Raw genomic sequence first — 13,013 nt, 5'->3', positions numbered from 1 at the left:
CTATCAGGATTAACGCTTTTCTTTATTTAAAATGTCTCACATTATACAATAAGTATAATACGGATTCAGTAAGCCTATTAGAAGATTTCTACTTTCATGTATCCTAAATCATATTAGGGGGAAATAACTTGTTTGATAAATTTAGAAAGCAAAAACAAAACATAGAACAATTAAACATAACAGATAAAGAGATGGAAGACATTAAAGATACCGCAGAAAACATGGAAGAAGAAGAAATCCAAAAACATAATCAACATTTCTCCGAAGACAGGTTATGGTATAAAATCCAAAGATTTTCAAAAAGAGCTGGTTCTTCAGTTATTTATGCTGTACTGCTCCTATATTTCACATTGCAAAAACCAGAAGTTCCATTCAAAGCTAAAGCCACTATTGCTGGAGCTTTGGGATATTTCATTCTTCCATTAGACCTGATTCCAGATGTTGCTTTGGGTGCGGGATATGCTGATGATCTAGGGGCACTTACTGCTGCATTATTTCATGTTGCTATGTATATTGACGAAGATATCAAACTGCAAGCGAAAGATAAGCTAAAAATTTGGTTTGGTGACAATTTAAATATAGCCGAAATCGATGAAAAAATTTAACTCAAAAAGGAGCATTCTATGGAAAATCAAGGAAGGACTATAAAAGAAGTTGATCAATTTATTTTTAATTTGCCAGATGATATCCAAGAGCTTACAAATGCTCTAAGAGAAATCATTCTTAACGCTTCCCCAGATCTTGTAGAAGAATATAAATGGTCTATGCCTAACTATTCAAATAATGGGTTAGTTTGTTATCTGCAAACTGCAAAGAAACATGTCAATCTTGGTTTTCAGAAAGGGAATGAACTTGAAAATAAAGACACGCACAATTTATTACAAGGCACTGGAAAAACAATGAGGCACGTTCGAATAAAAAAGATGGAAGATATTCAACCAGAAGCCCTTACCTCTCTTATTCAAACAGCTATTTCTTTAAATAAGTAATAAGCATATGTTAGCTTCTGTAATATGATAGAATTAATAGAAAAATGATTTATTCAAAAGAGGAGAAAATGCAATGATTAAACTAAACGTACCGATTATTGGTCAACAACCTGAGTTGCCTACAGGTTGTGAAATTACCGCAGTAACCATGATGCTGCAATTTAAAGGAATTAATGTAGACAAAATAGCACTGGCGAATGAAATGCCAAGACATGTAGAAGATCCGAATCTCGGGTATGTTGGTGATCCCTTCACACCGGACGGATGGACTATTTATCCTTCTGCATTAATAGACCTCATTGAAAAATATGCAGGAAGTGCTAATAATCTCACTGGTAAAACAAATGATGATTTAGAAAATCAATTATCCAATAATATACCTGTAGTTGTTTTGGTTTCTTCCATGCATGGATTCACCGTTCACGCCATTACATTAACTGGATTTGATGATGAACACTATTATTACAATGATCCGTGGACTGCGGAAAAAGACATAAAAATCACTAAAAAGGAATTCAATGAAATTTGGCAAGGTCAAAAAAATAGAGCGATTTCCTATTAATTAATAAAGTGTCCGGACCCTTGATTATCAAAAGAATTACGAGGTACGGACACTTTTATTTGTAATATTCCCTGTTTAAATCCCTTTGACCATTATAATTGGTTTCACTTTACTATTCACTAAATCCTAGTAAAATGATATTATCCACTATCAGTTTCCGATATAAATAACCCCTTCCCTGCACGGAAGAGGTTACTTTTATATCTTATACTTATTTTGATGGTACAGGCGACTTTACATGAGGCGTTCCATATTTGAAATAAGTATCTGGTAGTGGTGCTCCATAGAAAATGATTGCTTGCTCTACTTCTTCCTCTGTCCATGTAACTGGTTTCCAGTCCGGATCAAAAATAAGGTAGCCAGAATCACCGAATAACTCTATACGATTTCCACCCGGTTCAAAGACGTACATACACATTGCCTGAGATACTCCATGTTTTAATGGCCCGGCTTCAATTTTTATGTTATTTTCTGTTAACAATTCTGATAAATCATGTAAATGTTGTGGAAAACCATACCAGAATGCAATATGATGAAGTTTTCCTAACCCTCTTTCAGGAGTACTTTGGTCGCCCATGAAGGCAAGTTCGTGAACTAATGGACTAACACTTAACCAGGAACCAATTTCAGATCCATCGTTTTTCACAACATGTTCTCTTAGGTTAAATCCAAGTTCATCCATCATAAAGTTTTTATTGGCAGTTACATTACTTGACATCAAGTTAACATGGTCAATACGTCGAACAGGGACCCCTTTATTTGGGCGTTTTTGAGGTCTATTTTTTAAAGAAGTTGTTTCATTTTCTGCCGCTTGGTAATAATCAATATCCCAAAGAATCTCCATACGATGATTGTCTGGTGTTACAAATTGGTAAGCTGCACCATGACCTAGATCCCCATCAATCCAACCTTTCCCAGCACCAGATTTTTCAAGGTCTTTTACACGTCGTTCCAATGAATTTTTAGAACTCGCTCTCCAACTGACATGACCTAACCCAGGTTCATTTCTTTCTGTAACTTTCAGTGAATGATGATAGAAGTCTTCATATGAGCGAAGATAAACTGACTGACCTTCTCTAGCTGTTTCTGACATTCCCAGAATTTCTTTAAAAAACCATAGTGTTCCATCAGGATCCGGAGTAAAAATCTCCACATGAGCTAATTGTGCAACATCAAACCTTTTCAATTCTTTTTCCACAATAATTCCCCCTTGTATTTTATTATTTTTTCCCTTTGATAACGCTTCCACCACTATTCAAAAAAATATGGTTTTCATGAAACGCTCTTTATGGAATTCAAAGCTAAAGTTTAACTAGTAATAATTTCTTATTTCTATTATAAAACAAGTGAATATATTATAAAGACAATCGTTCCTCTATACGCAACATTCTAAAAATTATTTCATTAAATTATGAAATTTTTCCTAGTATCATAGATTCAGGGGATCCCCGTATAAGGATCATCCCGAATCCAACGTACTCATTTTTTATCTGCCCAAATCTTTCGCACTTGTCCCACCAATTGCCCAATGTGTTTTTGGTACTTCAGTAACAATAACACGTACATTTTGTTTCGGAGCATCCAGTGATTCACTAACTGTTTCTGTTACATTTTTCATTAATGCATTAATCTTTTCTTGAGATCTGCCTTCCATGATTTGAATGTTAACTAATGGCAAATTCCTCACTCCTCTATTAACGAAATTTTATTCTTTCACAAAAAAGGAGATATCTCCTAGACCACCATATTTTGCACTGACAAAGTCACCAGGTTTAAGGCGAACCGCTGCTGTGATACCCCCAGTTAGAATCGGCTGTCCAGCTTTCACCTTTTCGCCTTTCTTAGCTAGCATATTAGCAAGTCGAGCAACTGAATTTGCCGGATGGCCTAACACCGCAGCACCTGCCCCCAATGATTTGATTTCTCCATTAATAGATAAAGTAACCCCTACTACATCCAGTTCCAATGATTCAGGTCTTTTTAAAGTCGTTCCGAAAACGGCACCAGCTGCAGAGGTGTTATCCGCAATAACATCTGGTAATGTGAAATTAAAGTTTTCATAGCGACTATCAATAATCTCAATCGCCGGGAAGACATATTCGGTTGCCCGCATCACATCAAGTGGTGTTATATCTGGTCCTTCCAAATCTCTTGATAGAATAAAGCCTATTTCCGGTTCCACTTTGGGATGGATATAATCCTCAACAGAAATGGAATCTCCTTCATTAACAACCATATAGTCGAATACATAACCATAAATGGGATCATCGACATTCATTTGCTTCATTTTCGCTTCGCTAGTAATTCCCATTTTAGGACCAATAATTTTTTTTCCTTCATCTAATTTTTGCTTAATTAATTCTTCTTGTATCAAGTACGACTCTTCAATAGAAAGTTCTGGATATAATTCTGCAGTTATCTTCGTTATTTCTCGTTTTTTTTTTTCCGCATGATGTACATAATTAGCCAACTCTTCAATTAAATTCTTGTCCATGTTCCCACCTCCGACTTTCTTATTAAACTGGTGCTTTGGCTTTAGCAAGTTCTGCTGCAACATCGATAATCATATCTTCCTGTCCGCCTATAATTTCTCTTCTTCCTAACTCTACCAAAATATCACGTGAATCAACATTGAATCTTTTAGCTGCACGGTTTGCATGTAATAGAAAACTAGAATAAACACCAGCGTAACCTAATGTTAAGCTGTCTCTATTAATTTCTTGCGGTTTCGGTAAAATTGGTGCGACAATGTCTTCCGCAATGTCCATCATCTTATAAAGATCCACACCCGTTTTTAGTCCCATTCGTTCTAAGACGGCAACTAATACCTCTGTTTGCGTGTTCCCTGCACCTGCACCTAAACAGCGAATGCTCCCATCAATTCTGGTAGCACCTGCCTCAATTGCTGCTAATGTATTTCCCATGGCAAGGGACAGATTGTTATGAGCATGGAAACCAATATTTACCGTTAACTCTTGCCTTAGTGCTGCAATTCGTTCTTTCACCTCATGCGGAAGAAGTGCACCTGCTGAGTCGACGACATATACAGTGTCCGCGCCATAGTTTTCCATCAGTTTTGCTTGTTCTACTAATTTACTTGCCGGTGCCATATGACTCATCATTAAAAAGCCAACTGTTTCCATGCCTAAATCTTTTGCCGTTTCAATGTGCTGTTTGGATACGTCTGCTTCCGTAACATGTGTAGCAACACGTGCCATTTTCGCCCCAAGACCCGCTGCTTTTTTCAAATCTTCAATCGTACCAATACCTGGTAGTAATAACACCGCAATTTTTGAAAAATCTGTTACAGAAACTGCTGCTTCAATCAATTTCAATTCATCTGTTAGAGACTGCCCATACTGTAAGGATGAACCGCCTAATCCATCTCCATGAGAAACCTCAATATATGGAACATGTGCCTCGTTTAATGCTTTTGCCACTGACGTTACTTGCCCCACTGTATATTGATGACTAACCGCATGACTGCCATCACGTAATGCAACTTCTGTTAATTTTATATCTGATTGATTGGACATGTTCTTCCTCCTCTCATTCATTTAGTTTGCCGCTACATTCACACGGTTTTTCGCAAATTCCTCTGCGACTTTCACTGCTGCAGACGTCATAATGTCCAGATTACCGGCATACTTCGGTAAGTAGTGGCCAGCGCCTTCAATTTCAAGGAAAACCGTTACTTTATTCCCCTCAAAAATCGGTTCTGTCCGTACTTTATATCCAGGAACATAGGACTCTACTTTATTTGCCATCTCTGTAATTGAATTTGTAATTTTCTCTTCGTCCATTGTTCCCTCTTCAACAATCGCATGGACGGTATCACGCATCATGATTGGTGGTTCTGCTGGATTTAGGATAATGATAGCTTTTCCTTTTTTAGCTCCGCCAACCTGTTCAATTCCTTTTGCGGTCGTTTCCGTGAATTCATCAATATTCGCTCTTGTCCCAGGACCGGCACTCTTACTGGAAATCGTCGCAACAATTTCGCCGTATTCGACTGGTGCCACTTCATGGATGGCATGGATAATCGGAATCGTTGCTTGCCCGCCACATGTAATCAAATTGACGTTGTCTGCATCCAAGTGATCCCCTAGATTAACCGTTGGCACAATAAAAGGCCCGATTGCTGCAGGTGTTAAATCCAGCATCTGCTTGCCAAGTTTTTTCGCTACTTCTGCATTATGAATATGTGCACCAGCACTCGTTGCATCAAAAATGATATCAACTAAATCAGGGTTTTCCAATAAACCATCTACACCATTATCAAAAACTTCCAGTCCTATATGCTTTGCATGCTGCATCCCTCTTGACGTTGCATCGATCCCCATCATCGTCGTTAATTCCAAGGTTTCCGATTTGGTTAACTTCACCATTAAGTCTGATCCGATGTTTCCAGATCCGATAATTCCAACTTTTACCTTACTCACCCGTCATCCCTCCTTTGTTTATTCCTCAAACGATACATGTACTTCACCTAGTTCGGCAAATTTCGCGTATAAATGGTCGCCAGGTTCTGCTTCGACAGCTGCAGATAGCGCACCAGATAGGATTACTTCTCCAGCCTTTAACGTAATTCCATAGGTTGCAAGTTTATTAGCTAACCACGCAACACATTTTGCTGGATCACCTAATGCTGCAGCACCAACCCCTGTATTTTGCACTTCATCATTTTTATAAAGAGCCATTCCAATTTGTTTAATATCTACATCAGAAATTTTTTTCGGTCTTCCACCAAGAACGTATAGCCCAGAAGAAGCATTGTCAGCAACCGTATCAGCTAACGTAATCTTCCAATCTTTAATCCGGCTGTCTACGATTTCAAGTGCAGGAACTACGACATCCGTTGCCTGCAAAACATCCAAAGTGGTTACATTTGGTCCAACTAAATCCTCTTTTAAAATAAAGGCAAGTTCTCCTTCCACCTTTGGCTGTAAAACCTGTTTAAACGAAATCGAGCCCCCATTTTCCACTTCCATCTGATCCAATAAATGACCATAATCTGGTTCCCCAACACCTAACATATCTTGCATTGCTTTAGAAGTTAAGCCAATTTTTTTTCCAGTGATTTTTTGCCCGTTTTCTACGTTTTCTTCGATGGTGTGTAATTGTACTTGATAGGCTTCATCAATGGAGAGGTCAGGATCCAGCGTTGTTAGTGGCTGAACCCCTTCCCCGTTACTCCAGGCATTTGCTAAGTGTTTGGCATGACTTGCTGTTTTAGATGTGTTTTCTGTTTTCATATTCATCCTCCTAGAGTTTGACAGTTACATTTGTTAATTCGGAATAAAAGTCAAAGCTATGTGCTCCACCTTCACGGCCAATTCCACTATGTTTCATTCCGCCAAATGGAGTACGTAAATCACGTAAGAACCAAGTATTTACCCAAACCATACCAGCTTCAATTTGTGCAGATAAACGCGTAGCACGTTTGATATCACTCGTCCACAAGCTTGCACTTAATCCGTAGTGTGTACCATTTACTTGTTCCATCACTTCTTCTTCTGTGTCGAAAGGAATCACTGTTACCACTGGCCCAAAAATTTCTTCGCGTACACATCTTGACTCTTTTCCAAGCCCAGTAATAATAGTTGGTTCAACGTAAAATCCTTTTTCAATGTCAGCAGCCTTACCACCTGTTAAGAAGGTTCCTCCTTCTTCCTTGGCAATATCTAGGTAGCTTAGAACTTTGTTATAATGTTCTTCACTTACTAATGCACCAACATTCGTCGTTTCATCAAATGGATCTCCAACTTTTAACTCTTTTGTTTTAGCAACAAAACGATTTAAGAATTCATCATAAATGGAACGTTCCACATAGATTCTTGAACCACAAAGACATACTTCCCCTTGATTGATAAAACTGGATTTCATGGTTGTTTCAATCACATCATCTAAATCTGCATCACCGAAAATGATGTTTGGATTTTTACCGCCAAGTTCAAAAGATAATTTTTTCAAGGTTGGAGCAGCCGACTTCATAATCGCACTACCTGTAATGGTTTCTCCAGTAAAGGCAATTGCGTCTACATCTTCATGAGAAGTGATTGCTGCACCAGTTTCTCCAAAACCATGTACCATGTTTACTACACCATCTGGCACACCCGCTTCTGTACAAATTTCAGCTAAAACCGTAGCTGTCATTGGTGTTACTTCAGATGGTTTCATAACTACTGTATTTCCTGCAGCAAGTGCTGGAGCAAGTTTCCATGTCATAAGTAATAATGGCAGATTCCAAGGATTAATTAGTCCCACGACACCAGTTGGACGACGAACAGCATAGTGAATGGCAATATCATCTTGCTGATAAGATTCGGTTCCAACTGAAATCATATAGTCAGCAAAGAAATGGAAGTTATATGCTGCACGATCAATGTCTACACTTTTGGATAACCATAATGGCTTCCCTGTATCTAATGATTCAAGCGTCGCTAATTCAGATTTTCTTTCTAAAATTAGGTCACCGATTTTACGGACAATCGCAGAACGTTTTCTTAATGGAAGTGTACTCCATTCCCCTTTCAATGCCTTTTTTGCTGATTTAACTGCTTGATCCACTTCTTCTTTTCCACCTTCTGCAACAACACCTAATACCTCTTCTGTTGCTGGGTTTACATTTTCAAATGTCTTTCCATTACTTGAAGGTACATACTTGCCATTAATATAATGCGAACAATTAATTGGTTTTACTACTGTTTCTGTTTCTGTCGTTTGCATGTTAAGTGCCTCCTTATGTTTGTTTCGGAAACGCATACATTGTTCCCGCTTTTAGTAATTAGAAAATAATTAATTATATACGACTAATAATTTTTACTGAAAACAACCCTTGTTTATCAGCATAATTTCATTATAAGTACCTTAGGAAGATTAAGAAAGGTTACAGTTCCTCTATACGGAACAATATTAAAATAAATTAAAAGAATTAATTGATAATTTAATAGAAGGCGTTAACAAAACTATGTACATACTGTATTGTTGTTGTTAGAATAAGAAAATAATATGTTCTTTTATGCAGAACTAGTTCATCAAGGAGGTGAATACATGTCCAAAACAAAGAGCCAGCCACAAATCCTTTCTTCTGTTAGAAATGCACTGCGAATCTTAAAAAGTTTTTCAACATTTGAACCCACTAAAAAAGTTAGTGAGCTTGCCGAATCATTAGGACTCGCTAAAAGTACAGTCAGCCGGATTTTATCAACTCTTGCTAGTGAAGGATTTGTTACGAAAGATGAGAAGACGAACGAGTATCGTTTAGGTTTATCTGTCCTTACTCTTGGTGGAATTGTAACCAATAATCTGGAAATCCATAAAGAGGCTGCTCCGGTTCTATATAAATTAGTAAACAACACTGGGGAAACGGCACACTTAGCCATCATGGACGGACTGGATACCATTTATATTCACAAAGAAGAGTGTAATCATCCTGTTCGAATATTGACCCACCTGGGAAGGAGAAATCCTTCTTATTGTACAAGCTCAGGTAAGGTGCTACTTGCTTTTAATGATGAAAATGTAACCGAAGAGGTGATTGCAAAGGGATTGATTAAACATATGCCTAATAGTATCACAGATCCTTTTGAATTGAGGAATGAATTGGGGACCATCCGCAAACAAGGCTATGCAGTAAGTACAGAAGAATTAACCGAAGGAACTAGATCGGTGGCTGCTCCAATACGAGACTATACCGGCACAGTAGTAAGTGCTATTACAGTCGTAGGGCCGATTCAAAGAATGAAAAACCATAAAATACGAGATATAGCCAAAAAAGTGATGGAAGCGGGTAAAGATGCCTCCGAACGATTAGGTTATGACGAAAGATACTTCAGACGCATGAAAAGTTAATTCATATAAATTTAAATTTAAGGCTTTTCAAGGAAGTTTTGTTGCTCATACAAAGAAAATTGGTTTTTATTTCGAGGAGTCCCTGTATTCTGTCTACGATAATTCCATATTTATTAAGCTATAGTCCTTAATGACACGTTTGGGCAAGTTGTTCATCGTAAATATAATTATACTAGTTAAAATCCAGTAGAGCTGGAACTTAGTGGAGGAAACACATGAAGACTTCTGCGGGAGGAAAGGCATCGGTGAGACCCCGCAGTGCGATAGCACGAGGAGGCTCACCAGCCGCCCGCGAAAAGCGAAGTGTGTTTCCGGAACGATGTGTTTCGCGCAATACTGAATTACAGTAATTCGCAATTCGCAATCTATACAAGATGCGACATAACGTAAAAAAACAGTAAATCTTTTCAGTCCGGCGAGTAACGGCAGTACTAATCTATTAGAAAACAGTCACATTTAAAATGGCAAGCAAATAATAACCTGCTTGCCATTTTTTTAGATTATAAGAGAGCAAAAATTCATGACTGTGCTCTGTATAAATTTTATTAATATACCTTATCTCCATTAAAGATTGAATTTTTCACAACAACATAGTCAACATTACGGATAGCGTGTAGTTCCTTTCCACCAGCATAGGAAATAGAAGACTGTAAATCTTGTTCCATCTCACCAAGTGTCTCTTGTAGAGGGCCTTTGTACTCAACAAACATTTTCTTACCTTCTACATTTTTCTTTTCACCTTTTTGAAATTCTGATGCTGAACCAAAATATTCTTTGTAAAGTTTACCATCTTGTTCTTTTGTTTCTCCAGGAGATTCTTCGTGTCCAGCAAATAGCGAACCAATCATTACCATTGTCGCACCAAAGCGAATTGATTTTGCGATATCGCCATGCGTACGAATTCCTCCATCTGCAATTATTGGCTTACTTGCAGCTCTAGAGCACCAGCGAAGCGCTGCTAATTGCCAACCACCCGTACCAAATCCGGTTTTTATTTTCGTAATACACACTTTTCCTGGTCCAATGCCTACTTTCGTTGCATCTGCTCCAGCATTCTCTAATTCTCTAACCGCTTCTGGCGTACCAACATTTCCGGCAATAACAAAACTATTTGGTAAATGTTTCTTAATATGCTGAATCATATCAATCACAGCATTAGAGTGACCATGCGCTATATCAATGGTAATATAATCTGGTGATAAGTTTTCTTCTACTAATTGCTCAATAAAGCGATATTCTTCTTCTTTCACCCCAACACTGATGGAAGAATATAATCCCCGTTCCATCATGTCCTTCATAAAAGCAATTCGTTTTTCTGGGTTAAAACGATGCATAATATAGAAATAGCCATTTTCAGCTAAATAGGTTGCAATTTTTTCATCTATAATCGTCTGCATATTCGCAGGTACTACCGGTAATCTAAAAGAACGACCACCAAGGGTTACGGTTGTATCGCACTCTGATCTACTGTTTACTACACATTTTGCGGGAATTAATTGTATATCCTCATAATCAAATACGTTTTCCATGCTGCACACTCCTAAAACACGAATATTTTATTTCTATTCATCTAAAAACGTTCGTCCATTAGTTAATGTACATTATTTTAGTTTATATGTCAAAGTATTTTTCAGCTATTTACGTATGTAAAATCACAAAACCACTACTAACATTCGGTTTACGAACACTTCGCAACTAATTAGCACTACTCGAAATAGATATTCACAGTAAAACCTCGAACCATTAGTTAATTGAGTATTGTACAGACTGCTTCTTATAATTTCTAAAGACTCTTTTCTAAAAGATTGTTGCTTTTTATCATGACTTTACCTTGCATTTTGTATAGAGTGTTGATTACTTTAATTCAGAATAGTATTGCTCTCGCTCACACTGATGATTATTTTGTGCAGTCATTCGCTCCGGCAGAATACTTGCGGTTCGCGGGCACGGCCTCAGCCTCCTCGCGGAAAACCACCGCTGTGGGGTCTTCGGACACGTGCTATTCCCGCAGGAGTCTTCGTATTCTGCCTCCGCTAAGATAGATGCATAAGATATTTTTGAGATGAATGTTCTTGAAATCACGTTTAAGACCATTATTATTCTTGAAAATAGCATATTTCTTATTTATACAAGTAGAGCAGACACACAGCGAAGGAAATACACGGAGACTCCTGCGGGAAGAAGAGTATCGGTGAGACTACGTAGTGAGGGAACTGCTTGAATATACTTCCTAGTTCCCTTGCGCCGAGAAAGCCCGCTTCGAAGCATTACTGGAAGACGCAGGCGCACACGCTTTTCAGCACGAAGGAGGCTCACCAGCTCCCCGCGGAAAGCGGAGTGTATTTCCGCAGCGGTGTTAAGCACATTACTATGAATTCAATATATCAGGAGTTTCTATCAACAGTAACGTTTAAAAAGCAATAAAACATGCGAAAAGAGTGATAAATAAAAAGCCCGATGAATTTATCATCGAGGCTTCTTATCATTTATTGTACTTCTACTGTTCCAGTAACTTCACCATCAATTGCCGCAGTTGCTTCTACATCTGCATTTGCAAAGTAAATATTACCATCTACTGTAGCTGTTTCATGAAGTTGGAATCCATTTGCTTCTACGTATACATCACCCTGTAAGGTTCCACCTTGGAAGTTCAGATTTTCACTTTGTACGGTTAGTTTTGGTACGGTAATGGTGAAAGAATCTGTGATATTATGATCATCATCTTGTGTATAGGCTGCAATTTTGCGGTAGATATCATTTGCTGAATCGTCTTTGTCATAAAATTCTCCTGAAACAACAACTTCCTCATCTATCGTAAGATCATTTAGCGCTGCAATGATCCATGTACCATTTTCACTTACTGCATCTGCAAAAGCGTCAGCATTGTCAACAATTGATGCTGTTGTAACTACGTCTGTTGTCTCTTCAGCACTTGCTGAATTATCAGCTGTTTGATCCTCACCATCAGATCCACACGCAGCCAAAAAACCTACTAATAAAATTGATACTAATAATAGCTTGAATTTCATCATGCTACCTCCTAAAAAATATATTTATATGTGATACCTTTCACAAGTATATTAACATAAAAATATTATTAATAGGGCAATGAAATGTGAAATATTTGTGAAATACATAACATACTTTCTCATGGTGAAAATAGTGAAAATAGATTGAACCACCCTACAAATAAAACACTGGACTAATTAAGCCCAGTGTTTTATTTCATTGCTTCTTTTGCGAATGTTTTTAGTTGCGTAATTAGCTCATTTTTATCGTCATCATCCACCTTGAGAAGCAATCCATAATCATAACCTGTTCCAGATTGTTTTTTCCAAACGACATCCCCTGTAAAGTTAAATTCCTTATCATTTAAAACAAACCAAATGGCTAATTGGACTGGTCTGTCAGGAAAGTTTAATGCAGCATTCAACCTAATTCCTTCTAAACTAAGGTCAATAATAGAGGCTTTTCCGTTAGAAGTTTCTGTTAATTGATCATCTACTTTTATAATTTGAAAGACGGCTTCAAGCGGGGTTCCAAATGTATAGCGAAATGGTTCATCTCTATTATATCTTTTCACAACAGCCCTTCTTTCTATTCACTGT

Annotated in this window: 14 protein-coding genes; 4 read left to right on the top strand and 10 right to left on the bottom strand. The window is 37.8% G+C overall.

Going from position 1 to position 13,013, the window contains the following annotated elements; all coding sequences use genetic code 11:
* Positions 1–128: 128 nt before the first annotated feature.
* The 3 genes from D8M06_RS12055 to D8M06_RS12045 all read left to right on the top strand — a co-directional run bounded on the left by D8M06_RS12055 (position 129) and on the right by D8M06_RS12045 (position 1,551).
* The gene (locus D8M06_RS12055) at positions 129–605 is read left to right on the top strand and encodes a YkvA family protein (RefSeq protein ID WP_338322978.1); all 477 of its coding nucleotides are present in this window, start codon (positions 129–131) and stop codon (positions 603–605) included.
* An 18-nt stretch (positions 606–623) separates the two neighbouring features.
* A complete protein-coding gene (locus tag D8M06_RS12050) occupies positions 624–989 on the top strand; it encodes a DUF1801 domain-containing protein (protein ID WP_121204658.1) in 366 nt (121 codons plus the stop codon).
* A 73-nt stretch (positions 990–1,062) separates the two neighbouring features.
* Complete coding sequence (locus D8M06_RS12045; RefSeq protein WP_206613290.1) at positions 1,063–1,551, top strand: C39 family peptidase; 489 nt, start codon at positions 1,063–1,065, stop codon at positions 1,549–1,551.
* A 211-nt stretch (positions 1,552–1,762) separates the two neighbouring features.
* On the opposite strand, the gene D8M06_RS12040 is transcribed toward D8M06_RS12045, so the two are convergent.
* The 7 genes from D8M06_RS12040 to D8M06_RS12010 all read right to left on the bottom strand — a co-directional run bounded on the left by D8M06_RS12040 (position 1,763) and on the right by D8M06_RS12010 (position 8,280).
* Positions 1,763–2,749 carry a catechol 2,3-dioxygenase gene (locus D8M06_RS12040; RefSeq protein ID WP_241558939.1) on the bottom strand — a complete coding sequence of 329 codons (987 nt, stop codon included), beginning with the start codon at positions 2,747–2,749 and terminating at the stop codon, positions 1,763–1,765.
* Positions 2,750–3,037: 288 nt separating this feature from the next.
* Positions 3,038–3,229: a 4-oxalocrotonate tautomerase gene (locus D8M06_RS12035; RefSeq protein WP_121204657.1), complete on the bottom strand. Its 192-nt coding sequence runs from the start codon at positions 3,227–3,229 to the stop codon at positions 3,038–3,040.
* A 27-nt stretch (positions 3,230–3,256) separates the two neighbouring features.
* Positions 3,257–4,045 carry a 2-keto-4-pentenoate hydratase gene (locus D8M06_RS12030; protein WP_121204656.1) on the bottom strand — a complete coding sequence of 263 codons (789 nt, stop codon included), beginning with the start codon at positions 4,043–4,045 and terminating at the stop codon, positions 3,257–3,259.
* 22 nt (positions 4,046–4,067) lie between these two features.
* Positions 4,068–5,087, bottom strand: a complete 1,020-nt coding sequence (gene dmpG / locus D8M06_RS12025) for a 4-hydroxy-2-oxovalerate aldolase (protein ID WP_121204655.1) — start codon at positions 5,085–5,087, stop codon at positions 4,068–4,070.
* Between the two features lie 21 nt (positions 5,088–5,108).
* The gene (locus D8M06_RS12020) at positions 5,109–5,993 is read right to left on the bottom strand and encodes an acetaldehyde dehydrogenase (acetylating) (protein WP_121204654.1); all 885 of its coding nucleotides are present in this window, start codon (positions 5,991–5,993) and stop codon (positions 5,109–5,111) included.
* Between the two features lie 18 nt (positions 5,994–6,011).
* Entirely contained in the window at positions 6,012–6,806 is a 795-nt protein-coding gene (locus tag D8M06_RS12015) for a 2-keto-4-pentenoate hydratase (protein WP_121204653.1), read from the bottom strand.
* A gap of 10 nt (positions 6,807–6,816) precedes the next feature.
* On the bottom strand, positions 6,817–8,280 hold the full coding sequence (locus D8M06_RS12010; protein ID WP_121204652.1) for an aldehyde dehydrogenase: 1,464 nt from the start codon (positions 8,278–8,280) through the stop codon (positions 6,817–6,819).
* Between the two features lie 324 nt (positions 8,281–8,604).
* Here D8M06_RS12010 and D8M06_RS12005 point away from each other — a divergent pair, with 324 nt between their 5' ends.
* On the top strand, positions 8,605–9,405 hold the full coding sequence (locus D8M06_RS12005) for an IclR family transcriptional regulator (protein ID WP_121204651.1): 801 nt from the start codon (positions 8,605–8,607) through the stop codon (positions 9,403–9,405).
* Positions 9,406–9,950: 545 nt separating this feature from the next.
* On the opposite strand, the gene guaC is transcribed toward D8M06_RS12005, so the two are convergent.
* The 3 genes from guaC to D8M06_RS11990 form a co-directional block, all read right to left on the bottom strand.
* Positions 9,951–10,934: a GMP reductase gene (gene guaC / locus D8M06_RS12000; protein ID WP_121204650.1), complete on the bottom strand. Its 984-nt coding sequence runs from the start codon at positions 10,932–10,934 to the stop codon at positions 9,951–9,953.
* Between the two features lie 957 nt (positions 10,935–11,891).
* Positions 11,892–12,434 carry a polymer-forming cytoskeletal protein gene (locus D8M06_RS11995; protein WP_121204649.1) on the bottom strand — a complete coding sequence of 181 codons (543 nt, stop codon included), beginning with the start codon at positions 12,432–12,434 and terminating at the stop codon, positions 11,892–11,894.
* Positions 12,435–12,625: 191 nt separating this feature from the next.
* Positions 12,626–12,988 carry a PilZ domain-containing protein gene (locus D8M06_RS11990; RefSeq protein WP_158591785.1) on the bottom strand — a complete coding sequence of 121 codons (363 nt, stop codon included), beginning with the start codon at positions 12,986–12,988 and terminating at the stop codon, positions 12,626–12,628.
* Positions 12,989–13,013: the final 25 nt, after the last annotated feature.

This window comes from Oceanobacillus halophilus (assembly GCF_003628505.1).
Classification (GTDB): Bacteria; Bacillota; Bacilli; order Bacillales; family Amphibacillaceae; genus Oceanobacillus; species Oceanobacillus halophilus.
The sequence above is the reverse complement of the archived record's forward strand: the minus strand, read 5'-3'. Positions and strand labels throughout refer to the sequence as shown.

What these genes read in the sequence shown, in the direction of transcription:
- D8M06_RS12050 (WP_121204658.1), top strand. Translation starts at nt 624, where the DNA reads ATGGAAAATCAAGGAAGGACTATAAAAGAAGTTGATCAATTTATTTTT.
- D8M06_RS12045 (WP_206613290.1), top strand. Translation starts at nt 1,063, where the DNA reads ATGATTAAACTAAACGTACCGATTATTGGTCAACAACCTGAGTTGCCT.
- D8M06_RS12030 (WP_121204656.1), bottom strand. Translation starts at nt 4,045, where the DNA reads ATGGACAAGAATTTAATTGAAGAGTTGGCTAATTATGTACATCATGCG.
- dmpG (WP_121204655.1), bottom strand. Translation starts at nt 5,087, where the DNA reads ATGTCCAATCAATCAGATATAAAATTAACAGAAGTTGCATTACGTGAT.
- D8M06_RS12015 (WP_121204653.1), bottom strand. Translation starts at nt 6,806, where the DNA reads ATGAAAACAGAAAACACATCTAAAACAGCAAGTCATGCCAAACACTTA.
- D8M06_RS12010 (WP_121204652.1), bottom strand. Translation starts at nt 8,280, where the DNA reads ATGCAAACGACAGAAACAGAAACAGTAGTAAAACCAATTAATTGTTCG.
- D8M06_RS12005 (WP_121204651.1), top strand. Translation starts at nt 8,605, where the DNA reads ATGTCCAAAACAAAGAGCCAGCCACAAATCCTTTCTTCTGTTAGAAAT.
- guaC (WP_121204650.1), bottom strand. Translation starts at nt 10,934, where the DNA reads ATGGAAAACGTATTTGATTATGAGGATATACAATTAATTCCCGCAAAA.
- D8M06_RS11995 (WP_121204649.1), bottom strand. Translation starts at nt 12,434, where the DNA reads ATGAAATTCAAGCTATTATTAGTATCAATTTTATTAGTAGGTTTTTTG.